This is a genomic window from Novipirellula herctigrandis, assembly GCA_007859835.1.
Classification (GTDB): domain Bacteria; phylum Planctomycetota; class Planctomycetia; order Pirellulales; family Pirellulaceae; genus Novipirellula_A; species Novipirellula_A herctigrandis.
Map to the genome: position 1 here is coordinate 635,278 of SJPJ01000002.1, position 20,758 is coordinate 656,035.

Annotated in this window: 13 protein-coding genes; 6 read left to right on the top strand and 7 right to left on the bottom strand. The window is 51.9% G+C overall.

All coding sequences use genetic code 11. From position 1 onward, the window contains the following. Positions 1 to 3,187: DNA polymerase III subunit alpha (dnaE, locus tag CA13_RS33210; protein WP_419195283.1), on the bottom strand; the 3,187-nt coding region annotated here is incomplete at its 3' end. Positions 3,188 to 3,643: 456 nt separating this feature from the next. Here dnaE and CA13_RS33215 point away from each other — a divergent pair. From CA13_RS33215 to CA13_RS33225, 3 genes are all read left to right on the top strand, one after another. Continuing rightward, a complete protein-coding gene (locus CA13_RS33215; protein ID WP_146404384.1) occupies positions 3,644 to 4,594 on the top strand; it encodes a DoxX family protein in 951 nt (316 codons plus the stop codon). 64 nt (positions 4,595 to 4,658) lie between these two features. Continuing rightward, a complete protein-coding gene (locus tag CA13_RS33220) occupies positions 4,659 to 6,503 on the top strand; it encodes a Gfo/Idh/MocA family protein (RefSeq protein WP_146404385.1) in 1,845 nt (614 codons plus the stop codon). A 602-nt stretch (positions 6,504 to 7,105) separates the two neighbouring features. Next, positions 7,106 to 9,001: a TolC family protein gene (locus CA13_RS33225; protein WP_419195284.1), complete on the top strand. Its 1,896-nt coding sequence runs from the start codon at positions 7,106 to 7,108 to the stop codon at positions 8,999 to 9,001. Between the two features lie 3 nt (positions 9,002 to 9,004). Here CA13_RS33225 and CA13_RS33230 read toward each other — a convergent pair whose 3' ends face one another. Next, a complete protein-coding gene (locus tag CA13_RS33230) occupies positions 9,005 to 10,402 on the bottom strand; it encodes an undecaprenyl-phosphate glucose phosphotransferase (RefSeq protein WP_146404387.1) in 1,398 nt (465 codons plus the stop codon). Between the two features lie 86 nt (positions 10,403 to 10,488). Further along, complete coding sequence (gene nadC, locus CA13_RS33235; protein WP_146404388.1) at positions 10,489 to 11,436, bottom strand: carboxylating nicotinate-nucleotide diphosphorylase; 948 nt, start codon at positions 11,434 to 11,436, stop codon at positions 10,489 to 10,491. 187 nt (positions 11,437 to 11,623) lie between these two features. Here nadC and CA13_RS33240 point away from each other — a divergent pair, with 187 nt between their 5' ends. Beyond that, on the top strand, positions 11,624 to 12,106 hold the full coding sequence (locus CA13_RS33240; protein WP_419195285.1) for a ComEA family DNA-binding protein: 483 nt from the start codon (positions 11,624 to 11,626) through the stop codon (positions 12,104 to 12,106). A gap of 114 nt (positions 12,107 to 12,220) precedes the next feature. Then, positions 12,221 to 14,332: an excinuclease ABC subunit UvrB gene (gene uvrB, locus CA13_RS33245; RefSeq protein ID WP_146404389.1), complete on the top strand. Its 2,112-nt coding sequence runs from the start codon at positions 12,221 to 12,223 to the stop codon at positions 14,330 to 14,332. 23 nt (positions 14,333 to 14,355) lie between these two features. Here the strand turns inward: uvrB and CA13_RS33250 are convergent, their stop codons facing one another. Beyond that, on the bottom strand, positions 14,356 to 15,051 hold the full coding sequence (locus tag CA13_RS33250; RefSeq protein WP_146404390.1) for an NAD-dependent deacylase: 696 nt from the start codon (positions 15,049 to 15,051) through the stop codon (positions 14,356 to 14,358). Continuing rightward, on the bottom strand, positions 15,051 to 15,926 hold the full coding sequence (locus CA13_RS33255; RefSeq protein WP_419195286.1) for a SprT family zinc-dependent metalloprotease: 876 nt from the start codon (positions 15,924 to 15,926) through the stop codon (positions 15,051 to 15,053). The genes CA13_RS33250 and CA13_RS33255 overlap by 1 nt, the downstream gene beginning before the upstream one ends. 1 nt (position 15,927) lies before the next feature. Here CA13_RS33255 and CA13_RS33260 point away from each other — a divergent pair, with 1 nt between their 5' ends. Beyond that, positions 15,928 to 17,955: a hypothetical protein gene (locus CA13_RS33260; RefSeq protein ID WP_146404391.1), complete on the top strand. Its 2,028-nt coding sequence runs from the start codon at positions 15,928 to 15,930 to the stop codon at positions 17,953 to 17,955. A 15-nt stretch (positions 17,956 to 17,970) separates the two neighbouring features. On the opposite strand, the gene CA13_RS33265 is transcribed toward CA13_RS33260, so the two are convergent. Both CA13_RS33265 and CA13_RS33270 read right to left on the bottom strand, forming a co-directional pair. After that, positions 17,971 to 18,648, bottom strand: a complete 678-nt coding sequence (locus tag CA13_RS33265) for a hypothetical protein (protein ID WP_419195287.1) — start codon at positions 18,646 to 18,648, stop codon at positions 17,971 to 17,973. A gap of 508 nt (positions 18,649 to 19,156) precedes the next feature. Next, a complete protein-coding gene (locus CA13_RS33270; protein ID WP_146404392.1) occupies positions 19,157 to 20,344 on the bottom strand; it encodes a DUF1559 domain-containing protein in 1,188 nt (395 codons plus the stop codon). Positions 20,345 to 20,758: the final 414 nt, after the last annotated feature.

Sequence of the window (20,758 nt, forward strand, 5' to 3'; positions counted from 1 at the left end):
CTTTGGGCCAGACGATACATCGGATGGCCCCTTGCATGTCCTCCAAGTCGAAGTTGGCGTACTTTGACGGCGCCCCCGGTTTGGGGTTCTTCGTATGCGCGATTTTGATCGAACTAATCATGCCACCAAGGGTCACTTCGCCGCGGTCTTTGATCTCGGAAAGTCCATCCGTGGTATGGGTTCGGAAGGTCGCAAGTTTCGGTTCAAATTCTGCTAGCGGATGGCTATCGAGATAGAATCCGAGGACCTCTTTCTCCGCCAAGAGCTTCTCACGTTCGGGCATTTCATCCATCTCAGGCAACGGAGTCGACGTAGCAGCATCTCCGTCCTCTTCTTCGTCATCAAATGCGCCAAATAGACTGACCTGACCGCTCCTTTTGTCCGCTTGGACAGCGGCTCCGGACTGCAAAGCTCGTTCAATCACTGAAATCAGTTGACTCCGCTTCGCACCGAAACCATCCATCGCCCCGGCTTTGACCAATGTTTCAATCGCGGACTTGTTACAGGCCGATTGGTCAACACGTTCACAGAAATCAAAAATATCCTTGTAGGGGCCATGCTTTTTGCGTTCTTCGGTAATCGATATTGCCGTTGAACCGCCACAACCTTTGATCGCCGAGAGTGCAAAGAAAATCTTACTATCATCAACTGAAAAATCCGCGTCGCTTGTGTTGACATCAGGATGGACGATCTCAATCTCCATACGGTCGCAGTCTTCCATATGCTCGACCAACGCATCTTTCCGCTTAAAGTTGCGTCCCGAAATATCGCTCGACAAAAGAGCCGCCATAAACTCAACGGGATAGTGAGCTTTTAAATATGCGGTTTGGTAGGCAACAAGTGCGTAAGCGGTGCTGTGGGACTTATTGAAACCATAACCGGCAAACTTGACGATCAGCGTCCAAATATCTTCAGCATCTTTTTCGCCAAGGCCACTTTCGCCACAGCCCTTGATAAAGACATCGTGGTTCTGGTTGATCAACGCCTCTTTCTTTTTGCTGATCGCCTTAATACACGTATAGGCCTTGGCCAACGGGACATTACCGAGACGATTTAGAATCCGCATCACTTGTTCCTGATAGACCATGATCGAGTTGGTCTCTTCAAGAATCTCTTTGAGCACCGGATGCTTGTACTCGGGTTGCTGACGACCGTGTTTGATATTCACGTAGTCATCGACCATACCGCCTTCGAGCGGACCTGGGCGATAGAGTGCCGCTGTCGCGATGATGTCGCTAAATTGGTCAGGCTTCATTCGCGTTAACAGGTCACGAATGCCACCCGATTCGAGCTGAAAAACTCCCTTGGTTTCGCCCCGCTGCAACAATGCGTAACTTTCCTTGTCATCAAGCGGAAACTTCAGCGGATCGATCGCTTTTCCGGTCGTTTGCTCGATCAATTTGACCGTCCGACTTAGGATCGTGAGGTTACGAAGACCGAGAAAGTCCATTTTCAGTAGCCCCGATGCTTCCACATCGTTCATCGACCACTGAGTGATGACATCCTGTTTCCCAGGAACGCGTGTCAGTGGGACGAATTCGGTCAACGGCCGATCCGCAATAACCACCGCAGCAGCGTGCGTACCGATATTTCGTGCCAAACCTTCGATCTTCATCGCTAGATCGAGTAGTTCGCGGACTTCGGGATCACCATCGTAGGTCATTTTCAAATCGGCACTCTTATCAAGTGCTTTTTTGATCGTGATCTTCAGCTCGTCCGGGACCATTTCGGTGATCTGGTTCACACGCACTAGCGGGACACCAAGCGCACGGCCGGTATCCTTGATCGCCGCTCGGGCGGCCAATGTTCCAAAGGTCCCGATTTGGCAAACCATGTCGTTTCCATAGCGCCGCTTGACGTAGTCAATCACTTCGATACGACGTTCTTTTTCAAAGTCAATATCGATATCTGGCGGCTCGGTTCGACTTTCATCTAAGAAACGTTCAAACAGCAGGTCGTACCGGAGTGGACAGACGTGCGACATGTAAAGTGCATAACAAACGATTGCACCGACCCCGCTACCACGAGCGGTCGCTGAGATACCTTGATCGCGAGCGTAATTGACGAAGTCCCAAACGATCAAAAAGTAAGTTGGGAAACCGAGTTTTTCGATCACGCCAAGTTCGCGATCGAGTCGAGCGATCACTTCCTCGGAAAGTTCGCCATCAACGATACGTTCGGTGTCACCCTCGTACCGGTCCAACAATCCTACGACGCACAACTCTCGCAAATACTCTATTGGCTTTTTGTTATCGGGGCACTCAAACTTGGGGAAGAAGTGCTTGCCGAGTTCGATTTCAATTTCGACAGAGTCTGCGATTTCCTGGCTGCGTGCGACCGCATGCTCGAGTCCGGGAAACTTTTCGTACATTTCACCGGGGCTGCGCAAGAAGAATTGGTCGTTCTCCATCTTCATTCGCGACGTGTCGGTGCGGAACCGGCCGGTGTTAATGCACAACATGATATCTTGTGCCTCCGCGTCCGATTGATCGACGTAGTGACAATCGCTGGTGGCGACCAACGGGATGCCAACGCGGTTTGCGATGTCGACGGCCCCCTCCAATTGTTGCCGTTGGATCTCGACGCCGTTGTTCATGATTTCGATGAAGTAGCGATCCCCAAAAACACGTTCGAACCAACCGGCGATATCACGTGCCTCTTTTTCGTGCTCCTCGGTTTGGATGCCCTTTAAAATCGCGCGGCTAAACTCGCTGCTGACGCAGCCCGACAAGCAAATGATCCCTTCGTTATATTTTTCCAGGATTTCCTTATCGATCCGCGGTTTAAAATAGAAACCTTCAAGTGACGCAGCGCTAGCGAGTCGAACGAGGTTGCCGAAACCGGTGCGATTTTTCGCTAGCAGCGTCAGGTGATAGCTGGCTTGCTTACTGCTACTGGCGCCTCCTTTGTCGAAACGGCTTCCTGGAGCAATGTATGCTTCATAGCCAATAATTGGGTTGATCCCCGCACCTTTGGCTTTACGATAAAATTCCAACGCACCGTGCAGGTTGCCATGATCGGTAAGCGCCATCGCATTCATACCGTGGCTAACACAGCGATCAACCAATTTTCCGACATCGCCCGCCCCGTCCAAAAGGCTGTAGTGGCTGTGGCAATGGAGATGAGCGAATGGCTTTGGGGGGGCCAACTCGGCTTCGGTTTCAGCAATTTCAAGCGGTGCGTTCATCAGTTGATTCTCCGTAAAAAGACAAGTACTCGCCTCTTCCAATGCCCTTTCGACAATGTTGATGTGTCAACATTGGTTAACAGTGGATCGTTGAGTGGAAGCCGCCGCAACGCAGAGTCGCGGACAAGCCGCGTATCGACGATGACGTTAGCCTACCGTCGAGGCAGCGTCGGGTCAGTGACTTGACAAGCAAAAAATGGAATTTGTTTTTCCGCCCAATTGAGTTTTCTCGGGCCTTAATGAAGCTGTCATCGGGACGATTTGCCGCAGAAACATCCGCAGAAATTTTGCTTAACTTCTCCTTGGCTTTTTTCGCTCAAGCTGCCATAATGGAGTCGACTTAATCGCAGAGAGCCCTTCTAGACCGGCTCTCGCTTACCTTCCCACCTTTCCAAAGCGGCCCCTTTGGCTGGCTGCTTGCTGCGAAGTTATCCTCTGACTAGGAGTCTGCGTTCTGTGAGAAAGCAAATATTTTTGCCGCTGCGTTTGGCCGTTGGCTGGGAGCTTTCTCCGAGACTGCTGAGCATCCTTGGTGCCCTCGCGTTGGTCCTGCTACGGGTGACCATTGGATGGCACTTTTACACCGAGGGAATGGAAAAATATTCCGCTGGTAATTGGACCGCAGCACCCTTTTTCGTGAACGCCAAAGGCCCGCTGGCAGAACAATTCCGCGGGATGGTTTGGGACAACGATGGTTCGATCCGTCTTGACCGCGACACCGTGATGCTTCAATGGGCCACGGTTCGCGATGAAGTCGCTGAGCATTACGGCTTTGACAAAGAACAAACTCGACAAGCCCAGGCGAACTACGCCAAAGCGGTCGAACAGTATGACTGGATTATCAGCGAAAACGCTGCGGATTTGGAAGAGTTCAAACTCGGAGTCGCTCGGATAGCGAAATTGGACTCCGATCCGGTTCGCGACGGTGTTTCGAGCCTGGGTGGCCAGCGAGACACGATCCGCAAAGAGTGGACAGGCAAAGGAAAACCAGCACTGGGGCAAATCAACTCGCTTTGGGAAACTTATATCGGGACGCAAAATGCCCTGGCCACTCGCGAACAAGTCGACTCGACGCCCGCCTATAAATTAATGAAGCCGCGCAGCGCGTTGATGGACACGAGTATCATTGATGTGATGTTGCCCTATTTTGATATCGCCGTTGGTTTATGTCTGCTATTTGGGTTATTCACTCCCGTCGCAGCGTTAGCCGCCGCCGGTTTTCTCGGTTCAGTTGTACTGAGCCAATTTCCGCCGACCACTGGCCCTACATCGAGTATGTATCAATTGATTGAATCGATGGGCTGTTTGGTGCTGGCAGCGACGGGTGCTGGACGTTTTGCCGGCCTCGATTACTTCCTTCATCTCATCGTCCGTAAAGTCTGGGGTGGCCCCAGCCAAAACGCTTAGGTTCAACTTTTGAACCGAAAATCCCCAATCAGCGAATCAAAAACTAGTAACGAGGCATAGAACCATGGTCGATAAACTATCCACTGACGACCGCAAAGTCGGCGAAGACAACTATTACGAAGCGGTTGGCAGCTACTACGACGTCAACCGTCGCGACTTCCTGCGAGGCATCATTTCCGCCGGTGCGGTTAGTGGTGCGGGACTCGGGGCTGCCTACTTTGGCTATGGCAAAGTAAAGGATCCAGTACGGGTCGCCGTAATCGGTACCGGCGACGAAGGCAATGTATTGATTGGCGGATGCAATCCCGAGTACGTCGAAGTGAAGGCGATTTGCGACATCCGGCCGTTCAGCCAATTCCGAGCTTTCAACGGTGATTGGTCCAGTCCTGCTGCACTTGGTCGTCGCCCCGGTTTGATCAATGTCGCTGGATACAAGGACGAGGCCGAAGCTCGCCGCAACGTCAAAGTCTATGACGCCAGCAACGGTGGAATCATGGCGTGTCTGGATGATCCCGATATCGAAGCGATTATCATTGCATTGCCGCTTTGGCTACATGCACCGGTTGCCGCTCAAGCGATGGAGCGTGGTCTGCATGTGCTGACCGAAAAGTTGATGGCACATAACGTTGCCCAATGTAAAGTGATGTCCCGCATGGCAGCCCAGCTCGAAGACAAGGGCGGAAATCCTATCCATTTGGCGACCGGCCACCAACGTCACTACAACGTTAAGTACGACAACGCGGTCAACCTCATCCGCTGGGGACTGCTCGGCCAACTGCATCATATTCGTGCCCAATGGCACCGAGGCAATTTGCCGGGCGCCGATAGCTGGTCGATGCCGATCCCGGGTGGCGAGAAGATGAAGGACGGAAAAATCTTCGATCGCATCGCCAAGGATCTTCAATACCGCCGCGAAGCTCTCGAAGGCACCGTCGATCCGAAACTGCGTGAAAACCTGAAAATGGAAATCGCTCAGTGGGAAGCTTGGGATCAGGACAAGACGATCGATCCATCAAAGTTTGGCTACAACGAATACACGCTGCAAGGCAAAATATTCAGTCCAATGGAACTGCTGCATCGTTGGCGATTGTTCGGCCCAACCGGTGCAGGTTTGATGGCAGAACTAGGCAGTCACCAACTCGATGCAGTCAGCATCTTCCTTAGTTCGCTTCGAGACGACGGAAAGAAGGTGCACCCTCTCAGCGTTCATGCGGTTGGTGGACGTCACATCATGCCAATGGACCGTGAAGTGGGCGACCACGTGTATTGCATGTTTGAGTTCCCAGGACCGGAATATTCGGAAACCTTCGATGTCGGTTACTACGACCGTGTCCAACAGTACCCGAACCCCAAACAACCTCGCAACGGTCCTGTCGAAGGTTACGAAACCGATCCGAACAAGAAGGTGGTTGTGACCTATTCGTCGATCAACGGAAACGGTTTCGGCGGCTGGGGCGAAGTCGTGATGGGAACCAAGGGGACGTTAGTCTTGGAAAAGGAAACCGACGTACTACTGTATCGAAATAGCGACACCAGCAGCAAAGTGGGCGTGTCTAAGAAAGAGGGCGGTTATGCTCTCGATACAAGCGCAAGTGGCGACTACGCCGCGCCGACGGCAAAAGCCGCCGCTGCGGGGCCAGTTAGCCGAGGCTACCAAGAAGAAATCGAGCATTGGGCGTACTGCATACGCAATCCAGATGGCGAGAACAATGTTCGGTGCTATCCAGAGGTCGCGATGGGCGATGCAGTCATCGCTATGGCCACCAATGTTGCACTCAAAAATGCAGCGTCGGGCAAGAGTGGCTATATGAAATTTGAAGAAGATTGGTTCAAAGTGGATAGCGACGCGGTTCCCGACGATAGCAAAATCGCTGATGCGGAAGCTTTCATGAAGAAGCCCGTCGCATAACTCGTTTTCTCGCTGTGATTTAATTTAATAGCAGCGTGATTCGTTGCCTTTCGATCCATGAAGGGCAAGCACGAAGATTGAACCTTAACGAACGCTACATACAAGGCACTTTGATTGGCAAGTTTTGCCGATTAAGGTGCCTTTTTCTTTTTTGCGGCTCTTCGTAGTGGGGCAAATGCCTCGGCGTAGTACGGTTCCACCGATGAACACACGTATTAACGGTCGAATGCATTAGAACACCCTTGTTTTGATGGACCAAATTTGGCTGCATTCAAATGATTCCTAAGCAATCCATTGCAATCACAATCGGCTTAATGCTGCTGGTTTGCTTTGTAGCCTACCCGCTCACACATGCTTCGAGAGCGTCTGAAGGCGCAGAACACGCGTTTCGAGTTCCGCCGGTTTCGGCCAAGGCCAATCAAACAACAACACCCTGGACTCCAACGAAAAAAAGAAATTCAGCAGATCGCATTGCAGGACCTACCACACCACCACGATTAACCCACAACCCGTTTTGTGATCCCCCGCTGGCATCAACAACCCCGCTGGCATCAACAACCCCGCTGGCATCAACAAAGCTGCAAATCCCGAAACCATCTCGGTTGCCAATTCCCTCTCTAACGAGCAGTGCGTTCCCAAGGCCCAAACGGATCGCGGCACGTTCTTTCGCCAGCTATCCGAACAAGGACGAAGCGGAAGCGGAAGCGGAAGAGACCGACGCCACAGACGTCGAAGAATTGCCGCCACCTCGGAACCACGACCAAAATGACAAAGAACTCGACCTTGGAAATCCATCCGCTTCGGCGTCCAACAAAACACCTGAAGAAATCGATGTAGAGAAACAAGATTCATTGGAAAGCGAAACGGATCCGTCAAATCGGAAAATTGACGACGATTCCGAGAAGCAGTCGGATGATGCTGAAGAAGGTGAGGACAAGGACGAAGAAAACAACGAAGAGTCAGATGCGCTGCAAAAAGCGATGGCAGCCCCTTTTCCACACGTACCAACTTGGCAACTAACCTTGGTGGACAGCGTCCATTTGGGAATCACTAACAACCGTGATGTTGCTGTGCTACAACCTGCTCCGAAAGCGAATGCGGCAGCAGTATCATTTGAACGGGGTGACTTTGACCCTGTTTTTGGCCTCTCGGTCTTCGGGGGCGAAGACGACCGCCAAGTCCGCAGCGAAATTCAAAACTTTGGCGCAAAGACGAATTATCAGAACCGCGACTTTTTCAAACCAGTCGATGGATTGAATCAAATCTATTTGAAACAAAGATTGATGAACGGCGGCAGTTATGAGATTGGGGTCGGGACCGACTACCAACGCTTTGTGCCGGCCGGTTCCGAACTGATTTTGCCATCCGCATGGGAATCGTCAATCAATATTAACTACATCCAACCACTGCTTCGCGGACGTGGTAAAGCCGCAGCGACCGTCAAACTACGTGTCGCCCAAGCAAAACAGGAACAATCACAATACGAGTTCTACACGGAATTGCGTGAGATCGTCCGTGACATTGATATCGCCTATTGGGAATTGGCCGGTGCACGCCGACGCCTTGATGTCGCCAAACGCTACGTCCGGTTGGGTGAGATCTATAACGAACAAGAAATCGAGCGTGGGGATTTGGGGCTGAGCGCAAAACCGCAGCAGATCCAAGCGATGACTTTGCTTGGTGACTTCATTATCAGTGCGGCACAAGCCAAAGTCGAAGTGGATGTGTCGGAGATGAAGCTACGACGACTGTTAGGAATCGCTGACCAGCTTTACGCCGACAACAGCTTGTGCTCTTTAGAATCGAATCCCGAGATTGGATTGCCAATCGAGCCAGTCTATGACGTTAACCATCTCGATGAACCCACCGACTTGAGCGCTGCGATTAGCCATGCAATGAGTCGCCCAGAAATCGTTTTCCAACAAGCGAAGGTCAAGGAAATTCAATACCGACTTGCGGCAGCAAAAAATTCTCTGCTGCCGGATATCAAAGCGTATACGCAGTATCAACAACTTGGACTAGCCAAAGAACTCGATTCGTCCTCATCGACTGTCTTTGATGGCGATTACGAACTTTGGGGCGTCGGGATCACGTATGAACGACGACTCACTCAGCGAAGCGAACGCGCCGACGTACGACGGTTGAGTTATTTACTCTGTCAAGAACAAGCCCAAGCACGAAAAGTCTCCCATGACATTGTGGGGCAATTGCGAGAAACTAAAGCGTTCATCGACACCGCTCGAGCAACGATCGAAGCCCGCGAAGCTCAATTGGAGAAGCTTGCCGAACAGGTGGAAATCTACAACGAACTCTACAAAGAGAACCGAGTATCGCTATTTGAACGAGTTCAGTTTGCAACCCGCCTCCAAGAAGCCGAATTGTCACTAATCCAAGATTGGACGCTACTGCAGGCCAATCAAGCACAATGGCGTTTTGCACGCGGCGACAACGCCGACACATGCGGCATCGAACTCAGCAACGGCAGAACGTACTTGTAGGCATTAGTATGCTTCCTGGCTCCAAACGACTCGCAGCGTTTTGAGCAGAATCTTGATGTCAAGCCAAAGCGACCAACTGCGAATGTAGCGGTGATCCCAATCGACTCGTTGCTCCATTTTTTCGATCGTGTCCGTCTCGCCACGACATCCATTGACCTGCGCCAATCCGGTAATACCTGGCTTCACTTTATGCCGAAGCATGTATCCGCGAATTCGGCTTCGGTATTGCTCATTATGAGCCGATGCATGAGGACGCGGGCCAACCAATGACATCGATCCCTCAAGCACGTTGAACAATTGCGGCAATTCATCGAGGCTGGTTCGCCTTAACAGATTTCCAATTCGCGTGACCCGAGGATCGTTCTTGGTCGCTTGTTTGACCACGGGGCCATTGTCACAGGTTCGCATGGAGCGGAATTTCCAGACCAAGATTTCTCGGCCATCCAATCCATAGCGCTTTTGACGAAAGAAAACAGGTCCGGGCGAAGTAAACTTAACCGCTAACGCGATCAGGCTCATTGGAATTGCGGATACCACCAATGCGGCTAACGAAATCGCCACATCCGTGACGCGTTTCATAACGCCATCGACACCAAATAGCGGGTTTTCAAAAACACTCACCGCGGGAATCCCGCCCATGCTGTTCCATCGTGAATGCAATAGTTCAAACACGAAAAAATCAGGCACGATATAGACCGACACCGTCGAGTCACTGAGCTCATCAAGCAATTCACGGATTCGGTCCTCCGCACGCATCGGCAGCGTGATGAAAATCGTGTCGATTATTCCATTTCTCGCCATTCGTACCATCTCGGGCAAATCGCCCGTTAGCGAATGCTTTTGCGTGCTGGTGGCGTCAAATCGAACCTCGTTGCGGTCGTCAAAGAATCCCACAAGATTAAAGCCTAGCGAGGGATCGTTTTCGACGTTCGCCGCCATTTGGATTCCTAATTGATTCAATCCGGCAATCGCGATTCGTCGTGCCCCGACGCCTCGACGCAGAAGTCCCTCTTGAATGATGCGCAAAGACATACGCGACAAGCCAATCAGCGATGGTGCAAGGATGACCCAAGAAAACATCACCGAGCGAGCGAATTCCTGGCTATATCGAGTTGCAAACCCTAGGAACGCGAGCACAAGCACCGTGATACTCCATGTACCGAGGATGCTTGAAATTTCCATATTCGCCGAACCCGCGTGGCTTTTGCGGTACAACCCCGTCAATTGACCGGTCAGCAAAAACACGACCACGGCGATCAAACCCATCGCTTGAGCCGCGTCGTCGATTGCGCCGCGAGCAATCCATTTGACGATCGCCAGCGATGCGAATACACCGGCGGAATCGAGAGCCGGTTGGATAAAATCCCAACATCGTCGATGATGCACGATTGGAGATTGCATGAGCGGATTTGCTTTGGGAAAGGCGTTTCAAAGAGGCTGATCGTCACAGCAACCAATTTCGAAACCCTGGGCTACTGCACAAAACCCTAGCTCAGCGTTTCGCCTATCCAATCCAATCCGAGGTCCAAAGAGGTCGCTTGGTGCGTCAATGCACCGCAACTAATTCGATCTACACCGGTTGTAGCAATTTCAGCGATTGTCTCTAAACGCACATTGCCTGATGCTTCGAGCTCAATCGGCACATCCGCTTGATCGCGAATCGCCACGGCTTCGCGAAGTTCGCTAACAGTGAAGTTATCCAACAAGACAATATCGGGGCGGACTTGGATCACGTCTCGAAATTGGTCCAACGAATCGACTTCGATTTCCACAATCTCGGGTGCTTGAAGGTGTTCCACGGTGGCACCACGCCAATCGATAGCTTTCTGTGCAGCCGCACTGGCCGACATTTTCTCGGAAGTTCCACTGGCCTCATCCCTATCGCCGGCCAACGCCAAGTGGTTGTCTTTGATCAAAAACCCATCGTACAGACCACTTCGGTGATTATGACCACCGCCGCACGCGACCGCATACTTTTCAAGTAATCGCCAACCCGGTGTCGTCTTGCGAGTGTCGTACAAACGCGACGAGCTTTCACCAATCGCTTCAACATACCGACCGGTCAACGTTGCGATCCCACACAAACGATTAATCACGTTGAGTACTGTTCGTTCGCATGTGAGCAAATCACGCACATTGCCTCGCATCGTTGCAATTGCGTTACCCGGAGTTAATGACGCCTTGTCTTGGCAATGACATTCCACTTCCAAGTCGGCATCGAACTCATCTACGATCCATGGAAGCACTGCTAAGCCAGCACAAATCCCGGTCACTCGAGGCACGATCTGACAACAACCGCGCCGATCCGGCGGAATCAAACATACCGTTGTCCAATCCACCGCGTTACGAAGATCTTCGGCAATGGACAATCGCACCAGGGCTCGCAAGTCATTCTCGAGTGCTTCGTCGGCAACAACAGTTCGGTAGTCTTTCATGGAATTCAATCTAGTTGGTTGAAGAGAAACGGTTGATTAAATCGAGTAGGGAGATCCTTCTCAGGAGAATCAAACCCACAAATATCAATGCTAGTAAATGTCTCTTTTTTCGAGCAAAATAGGTGAAGAAATGGCCTGAAGGCTTGATCGTCAAACCGTGGCATTATCATAATGCAGCCGGCGCCCGATGAGTACGGCACTGGAACGTGTCGTCGATTGGAGTGTATTCTTTCTGTCACCTGCTTGTCATGGAGTTGATTCATCCGTCACCATGGTCGGTTCTAACGGTACCAACGCTGATGCAACTCCGCTTTCCCTAGCGAGAGTCCAATGGACACTGGTTATCGGTCTTCTGTTTTCGTTAACGGCATTCCTATGGGCGTGCTTATCAAGTATCCAAGATCGTGCCGAGCATTTGATGATGGCTCCGCGCGACACGAAAATGGTTTTGGACATCAACCATGCAAATCCTCGCGAGTTCGCTCTGTTACCGACGGTGGGCCCCGTTCTGGCAGATCGAATCGTCCATAACCGGAACCAGCACGGTGAATTCCGAACCGTCGCCGAACTACGACGGGTTTCAGGGATAGGGCCCAAAACGCTCGTCGCCATTGGTGACTACTGTAGCGTCGATTCGCCCATCCCTTCGCTAGCGTATCTTGACCGGTAAAAGGTCGGTATCCCGATCCACCATCGTCGAACGGGGATGTCTTGGTTAGAGTGATGGCTAGCAAAGAACGCGTCCTGCATTCCGACCTCGGAACCGTCCCTGGAATTTACGCCAATGTCATCCATTTCGCTTCCGCCCGCCGCATTTCAACTTGCGCGTCCCTTCGAACCGTCAGGGGATCAACCGCAAGCGATCGAGGAATTGACACGTGGCTTTCAGTCGGGCCGCAGTACTCAAGTTCTGCTCGGTGCGACCGGCACCGGAAAAACCTTTACGATGGCGAACGTGATCGCCAACCTCGGCCGCCCTGCATTGATTCTCAGTCACAACAAGACGCTAGCCGCTCAGCTTTACGGTGAGTTCAAAGAATTCTTCCCTGCCAACGCAGTTCATTATTTCGTCAGCTACTACGATTACTACCAACCCGAAGCGTACATTCCGCAGCGTGACGTTTACATCGAAAAGGACTCATCGATCAATCAAGAAATTGATCGACTCCGATTGGCGACCACAAGCTCGCTCGTCAGTCGTCGCGATGCCGTCATCGTCGCATCCGTCAGTAGTATCTACGGTCTCGGATCACCCGACGACTACCGCCAATTGATCGTTTCGCTGCATAAAGGGGAAACCGTTCGACGCGATCACTTACTACTTAAATTCGTTGACGTTCTTTATGAACGTAATGACGTCGCATTTGAACGAGGCAAATTCCGTGTCCGCGGTGACAGCATCGAGCTATGGCCAAGTTACGAAGAATTTGCTTTCCGAATCGAAATGTGGGGCGACGAGATCGAACAGATTTCTTTGATCAAACCTGTCTCTGGTGAAACGATCAAAACGGTGGATCATCTTTACATCTATCCGGCAAGGCACTTTGTCATGCCCGAAAAACGCATCCAAGCCGCGATCCGCGGCATCCGCGAAGAACTCGCCCAACAACTTGAAGTCTTCCAGCAACAGGGCAAACTGCTCGAAGCACAACGCATTTCTGCACGTACTCGATTCGACCTCGAAATGCTAGCCGAAGTCGGCCATTGTCCTGGCATCGAAAACTATAGCCGCCCCCTTTCGGGCAAGCCGCCCGGCTCAACACCCGATACGCTTTATGATTTTTTCCCTGACGATTTCATCACGTTTGTCGACGAATCGCATGTCACGATTCCGCAAGTGCGCGCAATGTACGCCGGCGACCGGAGCCGGAAAACGACATTGGTGGACCACGGTTTTCGTTTGCCCAGCGCATTGGACAACCGACCGTTGAAATTCGAAGAATGGGAAAATCGGACCGCCCAAATTTGTTTCGTCAGCGCAACGCCAAGCCCATATGAGCTTGAACGAACTCAAGGAGAAGTCGTCGAGCAAATCATTCGCCCTACTGGGCTGTTGGATCCGATCGTTGAAGTCGAATCCGCTCGTGGCCAAGTCAAACACTTGCTCGAAGAAATCCGTATCCGTGCCGCAAAGAATGAGCGGGTCCTTGTGACCGCGTTAACCAAGCGACTCGCCGAGGACCTCTCGGCATTTTTGCAGGAACAAAACGTTCGCTGTCGTTGGCTTCACAGTGAACTCGATGCCTTCGAGCGAGTCGACTTGTTGCAAGAATTGCGAGCCGGCCGGTTTGATTGCCTCGTCGGTGTGAATCTATTGCGTGAAGGGCTCGACCTCCCCGAAGTCTCGCTCGTCGCGATCCTTGACGCGGACAAAGAAGGATTCCTAAGAAGTGAAACCAGTTTGATTCAAACGATAGGGCGTGCAGCACGGAATGCCAATTCGAAAGTCATTCTATACGCGGACAAGGTCACCAATTCGATGAAAATGGCGATCGAGGAAACGAGCCGCCGTCGCCAAATTCAAGAAAAGTACAACGAGGAGCACGGCATCACCCCGGAAACCATTCGAAAAGCCATCCGAGCAGGAATCGAAGCCGATGTTGCTAAGCAGCGTCAAGCGACGGCTGCGGCCGACGAATCGGCGGAAGCCTACATTACGCTCGAATATGTCGAAGCACTCGAACGTGAAATGCTTTCCGCAGCCGAAGACCTCGAATTTGAACGCGCCGCTGCGCTACGAGACCGCCTCATGCAACTCCGAGAAAACATCGGCAAACCCCTTTCGGAAGTCGAATTCTCAACCGCATCCACCGGCGCAACCGGTCGCCAAAAGAAACGCCGAAAAGGCGCCAAAGGAGCTGGCCGAAAAAACATTCCGCGTCCGAATCGTGGCTAATCCTTTGCAGCGAGGGTAATGCTTTAAAGAGTCAATGACTTCAAAAACTTCCCCACTTCCACCGTCGCCTTTCCACGAATGGATTCGTCGAAGATTGGCGAACTCGGTGTTGCATCGAGATTGATTTCAATTCGGCGACATGTGGGTTGGGTCCATTGCACGATACTCGCCGCTGGATAGACGACCGCGGACGTGCCGATCGCAATAAACAGATCAGCCTTAGCGGCTGCGGCTTCGATTTGTTCAAGTCCAATGGGCATTTCACCAAACCAAACAACGTGAGGCCGAAGTCGACCGACCGCATTGGGGTTGAGCGGATGAGGTGTCGAGGCATCTAAATCCCCGGTCCAATCGAATATTGAACCCGTATCAACGCAGCGGGCTTTCAACAGTTCCCCGTGCATCGCCAAAACGTTTTGACTGCCAGCCCGCTTATGCAAACCGTCGATGTTTTGCGTGACCAACAAGAAGTCATCGTCATGCTTTTTCTCAAATTCCGCCAACGCGATGTGAGCGGCGTTCGGCTGTATATCGGGCTCCTGGAGTCGGCGTCGGCGTTCGTTATAAAACTGGTGCACCAGAGCGGGATTGCTTCGAAACGCCTCGGGTGTCGCCACATCTTCAAAGCGATGCCCCTCCCATAAACCATTTGCATCGCGAAACGTGGGGACCCCTGATTCGGCTGAAATACCAGCCCCCGTCAATACGAGTACCTTCATCACGTTTTCCTTGAATTCGACTTTGATAGTTTTTCGAGTGGCACGTAGAATCGCGTGTAACGGCCGCCGTCACTAAATCGTTCGCCTTTAGGGTTTTCTACTAACACAGTGGCACGGCGAGTGATTCGGTTGACGCGGCCTAACAAGACATGGCCGTCATGGACAAAACGAACTTGATCGCCAACACGGATATTGAACTTTCGGACCGCTCGTTCGCGTTGAGTGATTAAGTCGTGGCGGAAATCGCGGTGATCAAAATGTCGTCGTGCGATCGACTGAAACCTCGCCTCGCTGCAATTTCCGTCATTCCAAATTAGCATTTCCACCAGATGTGTGAATTCGTGTTCGGCCACACGCTGCATCGCTTGCAACCGATCCTTACAAAGCCGTCCGGTAACTTCGACTTGGCGATCAGCATCTTCGAAGGTCTGAAACAAGAGCGTCGAGGAAAGGACCAATTCAAACTTCCGTTTCCCGTGTTGGGTGCCTTCGGGGTAGTGCGTGACCAATTTTCCAGCGACCTGTGTCATGCGTGAGGAGAAACCGAACGAAAGTCCCTCGGCAAAAGCAGCAGGCAGGATCAGCCCGTCAAAAAAACGCTCGTCGATCATTTGAACCAAACGCACCAAGTCGTCCCGCCCGACCTTCGAGAAATTGGGACGGTCAATCACACGGCTGAGCGACAAGGTTGCCCTGTATATTTCGTTCTGCCACGAAGCGATTTGGCCGGGCGAGAATTGGCGTGACGCGACTTGTTTGGCGAGCCGATCAAGAAGTGCTGGATCGCGAGGTTTGACCGCGCCGCACGAGTGCACTTTTGACCCGATTGAACCAGCCGCGTTGGGAGTGGAAGAGCGTTTAGAAAAGCGGCTCATAATGCGAAGCGGTCCGTTGCTTGGCGGAGTCGAAAAAAGGGTCGGAAAAACGGATCGACCGAGCAAATGGGGTAGCACCGAGAGCGTAATCTTTTCAGCCCTGGATTCCAAGATCGTCGATCGATCCCTAGCAAAGAAAATTTCTCCTGCAAGCGAGCCCTCTAATGGGTCGGATTTTGCCGTATTTGCCGAACTTTTGCGAGGATTCTTGGCCTCGATGGGCGAGATTCATTTGACGATGGGCGGGGGTGTCGATGATAATAGTGGCGTCCCTAAACTTCTCTTTGCACGCAAATCTCAGCAAAAAACGAGTGAAATCGCTATGACTCTTCGAGCGGCAACGAAAACGCAAACACGAAGCCATACGCAAAAAGCCTTGGCGATCTTGTTTCTGTTCCTGATCGCAGCAACCATGTCGGTCTTGTGCGTGTCCTCGAACGGACAAGGAGCGGCAAACGGCAAATTTGATGTGATTCAGATGAACCCGGCTTTCAAGGAAGAAGCGAACGTCCGCAGGATGGAAAGGGCAGCTGGAGCGTACGCGAGTTACCGAGGTGACCCAGCAGCGTTTGGCAGCCTACGGATCGCACAAGCTTTTTTCCAGACCTATTTGCCCGGAAAAATGACTCAGCCCGACTCGTTTGAAGAAGTGTCCAAGTTGACGCAGGATTCACTCAGCTATCTCAATCGCGCACAACGAAGTGGAAGCCCCAGTGCGAAGAAGTTGCTCGAGTGGATCTATGTCGGGATGAAAGGGGTTGCCGAAGGAAACTATCAAACCGTCGCGCGCATCAACGCTACGATTGCTCTAGGTCGACTCGACGAACGAGTTGCGGACCAAGCCAACCAGCGTCCGCCAACCCCCCTGCGGTACTCGTTGCCCATTTTGATCAAACTCTACGAAGACCAGAAAAACGATGAGGGCATCCGAGCGGCGGGTTTGCAAGGCATCCGGCGCCATTCGATGTATAATTTCCCAGGCATTTCAGCCGCGGATCGCACGAAATTGACCACCCTCATGAGTGATCTGCTGAAAGAACCCACTCCGGACGATCGCACCGAACAAGCTCACGCATTTCTACAACGATACGCAGTCGACATTCTGGACTATCTCAACACCGATGACCGTCCGGCCCTCGCCAAGGATTTGGTTACGATCAGTTCCGATCCCAAACGGACGAATTTGATCGCGTTGTATTCGGCGGCCACAGTGGGCCGCATGCCCGAGGAACTAAAAGGTCAAGTGGACGCCCCGGAAAAAGTACTCGAGAATTGGTCAGTTCGTGCCTGGAAAGGCTTTCGAGACGAGCTAACACACATGGCATCGCTCGGTCGCGGAAAGCAAGCGATGCAGCAACCGTCCAAACCTTCATCTCATCTCGCCCCCGAGAAACCAACCGCAATGGCTCGTAGCGGCATGATGGGTGGATCTGGGGGATATGATGAAATGATGGGCGGTGGCTACGACGACATGATGTCGGGTGGCAGCGGAGGAGAGGGTTACGAAGAAATGATGGGTGGTGGCTACGACGACATGATGATGGGCGGTGGCTACGACGACATGATGATGGGCGGCGGATATGACCAAATGATGGGCGGAGGTTATAGCATGCCTGCTGCGAACCCTCAGCCGCCCGAAGTCGTTGCCTCCCGCAAGCGACTCAACTCAATCCTTGAACAAATTCTCCTAGGCGTAACCGGTAGTCCCAAGCTCGATCTCGAGAACGAACAACCAAATGGTGGGCTTTACGCTTCGGTTCCTGAAGCGCAACAGCAAGAGCTCATGATATGGCTTGAAGAAATGCAACCGGTCGTGGACGCATTGAACGATCGGGCGCATGACACCAAACTGGAGTTTGTCGCAGCTCTGAAGGAGCAGCTTGAGGTGCTAAGAGATATCGCTGGCCCTGCTGCCGATGAGGTCGAGGCTCAAGAAAGAGCCTATGCTGGGATCGTCCAGGCTTCCGACCTCTTGAAAGGCGATGACGACGCGGCCGATTCCGCCGTGGGCTTTGACCCCGCCGAGTAAAACGCAGTATCACTATCACTGGCTAGCGATTGCACCATCAATTGCGATGGTTTCGCTAAAATCATAGGGGTGAAACGAACGTCCAATTTGTTGGGCTAACATCCCAAGATAGAGTTTGCGGAACCTCGTTTCGTTCGTTTCGCTGGTGTACTGGCCTGCCGAAACCGGATAAGTGAACTCATCGAGATCGCGTCGATAAAGGACTTCGCCCGTCGCGGCGTCGATCAACGTGACCGAAGCGTCCGCTCGTCCTCGGTAAAGCGTCGCGCCGTCGCGAAGTCGTAAATTGCGAAGCTCGATCCCGAGCACCTTCTCCGCTTTGACACCTTTGCCTATCTCGGCAAAGTCAACATTGTTCCAACCATTACTGTCTCGCCAATCGGCGATCTCATCTTCGCGAACCAGTTTCACGTCATCGAGTTCACGAAGCAGAATTTCACCAACATAGCGGCTCAGAAGTCGCGCGGAAATATTATCGGAATACTCACTGTTGTCCGCAATCGTGACGATCGCCAATCGTGAGTCTTCCAGCTCTTTGGAATCTTTATAGTCCGCCGGCACTTTGTCAGCCCCCACTGCATGGACCAAATTTGCCACCAATCCCAAACAGCCGGTTTGGGTCACCAAAATGGCAGCAAACAGCAAGCTTCCCAACAAGGTTACAAGCGTGTTTGTGGAGAATTTCTTCGTCATCGCGAATCCTTTTCGCTCACCGTGCGGTACCGATCGACAGATTGACAATGTCGATACAGCGGAAATTTAGCCTTTTCAAGCTAGACTCTTAGACTCTTTCTCGTCCGCTTGGCAACCCTGATTTCCCCCATTCCCGATCACCGCAATCAATTGTTAAGTCAGGCATATTTAATGGGGTTGATGACAGGATCCTGAATTTGATGGCATGTTTTCGCGGTCAGAGACCAGAAAAAGAGCAAAATCCATGCGAATTCGACGATTCGAAAGGAGTTCTATCGCGGTGATTGAAGGCCGACGCTCAATATCGATCACACAGTCCCGTCTTCCAATTCACACGCGTGTCGTGTTCATGCCACCGTCATGACGAAGAACCGGTGCGAAAGTCTTGCATACCGTCTAAACAAGCGGAAAGTTCAGGTCTGCAAATATAGACGAGCCAAAAAAAAACGGGTGCGGCCATAAAGCCACACCCGTTTCCGTAAGAGTTTAAGTCTTGTTCAACGCAAACTTAGAACGTCATATCAACCGTTTCTTTCGCATTCTTGGTCCCCATAGCTCCCCAAACCCCGTACGGACTCTCCAGACCAGGGTGATTGTTGTAGGGATCGCCAAGAGCTTTGACGGATTGATCGCCACTTTCGATTGAGTCGGTGACAAACTTAACCGCACCGTCTCCCATCAAAATGTGACATCCGCCTTGGTGGCGACTCGATGGAGGAGCAATGCAATCTGCGTCTTCCCAACGGCCAACAATGTAGCTATTTGGTGGGCGGACGGTATTCATACTGGTGTAGTAGGGACGTCCATCGGCCCATGAACAACCTCGACGTTGATACGTGTCCCACCCCATCAGAGTAGGACCACCCTCTGTCTTCCAGAATCGAGGACGTTCTGGGTTAATCCAACCATTCGATTCCCAGTGATTCGGAGGAAGATCTCGGAAGTTACCATCGACTGCCATATGCGAGAAAGTCTCGAAACGCCCGTCGCCAGTGCAAATCTCACCCGCAGCCATGGTATTGGCTAGGCCATCAAGGATATCGCGGAAACGGGTGAAATGCCGACAGAAGAACGTTCCTCGATCAAACGCTTTTAATCGTGCTTCGTTCCAAGGATTGTTGCCACCGTTTTGGGCGGTATGGGGAACCCCATTGCTATTAATGCCACCAAAGTGGATTTCATTTACAGTATCGCCTAAACATGCAGCGTAATTGGTCATTGCGCAACTTGTAGAGGTAGGAAGGTTTGGATCACTTGGACACCGGTAGCCGGGGACCTGAGTTAACCACGGCAAGTAGTTTCTGTCCCAAGGAATCGGCCCCATGGAGTTAAAAGTTGGGACCCTTGGCGTTCCATCGCGATTAAAGCCGTATGGATTGGAAATACTCTCCCACAACGCTTGTTGCTCAATAAACGGTGTCAAACAAACGAGCCAACTGATAATGTTGTCGTTGTTACCAGGACCTAGATTATAGGTACCACCTGATTGCTTCGGCAGCATTCCAAAGGCCGAATGATAGTTGTGCAGCCCAAGACCAATTTGCTTGAAATTGTTACTGCAACTCATACGGCGAGCAGCTTCACGAGCTGCCTGCACGGCGGGCAACAATAGCCCAACCAAAACGCCAATGATGGCGATAACAACCAAAAGCTCAACAAGCGTGAACCCCCGTCGTCGACGGGTAGAAAAATTCATTACATAGTTCTCCTAGAGAGTGAAACAGAAAAAAACAAATACATCGATGATGACTGCAAAATCCGACGGCGGACTTTGCAATCAGATAGCCAAAAGCCAAAAGCTCCGTTTGAAACTCAGACCACGCGCACCGCTAGAGGGATAGCGGTTGCATCCATCGGACGGGGATCCAAATAGGGGGCAACCAAACTTTTAGCTGCCGTGTTGCTCACGCTCACGTTGAGCGCGTTGCTTCGCATAGTCCTCTTGAGCTTCAATTTCGTCGGCGGTGATCGACTCGACAGACTTAAGTTCAACGGGACCGCTTCCAGAGCCGCATCCGACAGAAAGGGGAAGACAGCAGAGCATAAAGCAAGAGAGAACGAGCACACGGTTCATATTGAAACCAGACTTTCATTCAGCGGGGAATTTGGT

What these genes read in the sequence shown, in the direction of transcription:
- CA13_RS33220 (WP_146404385.1), top strand. Translation starts at nt 4,659, where the DNA reads ATGGTCGATAAACTATCCACTGACGACCGCAAAGTCGGCGAAGACAAC.
- CA13_RS33230 (WP_146404387.1), bottom strand. Translation starts at nt 10,402, where the DNA reads ATGCAATCTCCAATCGTGCATCATCGACGATGTTGGGATTTTATCCAA.
- nadC (WP_146404388.1), bottom strand. Translation starts at nt 11,436, where the DNA reads ATGAAAGACTACCGAACTGTTGTTGCCGACGAAGCACTCGAGAATGAC.
- CA13_RS33240 (WP_419195285.1), top strand. Translation starts at nt 11,624, where the DNA reads ATGAGTACGGCACTGGAACGTGTCGTCGATTGGAGTGTATTCTTTCTG.
- uvrB (WP_146404389.1), top strand. Translation starts at nt 12,221, where the DNA reads ATGTCATCCATTTCGCTTCCGCCCGCCGCATTTCAACTTGCGCGTCCC.
- CA13_RS33250 (WP_146404390.1), bottom strand. Translation starts at nt 15,051, where the DNA reads ATGAAGGTACTCGTATTGACGGGGGCTGGTATTTCAGCCGAATCAGGG.
- CA13_RS33255 (WP_419195286.1), bottom strand. Translation starts at nt 15,926, where the DNA reads ATGAGCCGCTTTTCTAAACGCTCTTCCACTCCCAACGCGGCTGGTTCA.
- CA13_RS33260 (WP_146404391.1), top strand. Translation starts at nt 15,928, where the DNA reads ATGCGAAGCGGTCCGTTGCTTGGCGGAGTCGAAAAAAGGGTCGGAAAA.
- CA13_RS33265 (WP_419195287.1), bottom strand. Translation starts at nt 18,648, where the DNA reads ATGACGAAGAAATTCTCCACAAACACGCTTGTAACCTTGTTGGGAAGC.
- CA13_RS33270 (WP_146404392.1), bottom strand. Translation starts at nt 20,344, where the DNA reads ATGAATTTTTCTACCCGTCGACGACGGGGGTTCACGCTTGTTGAGCTT.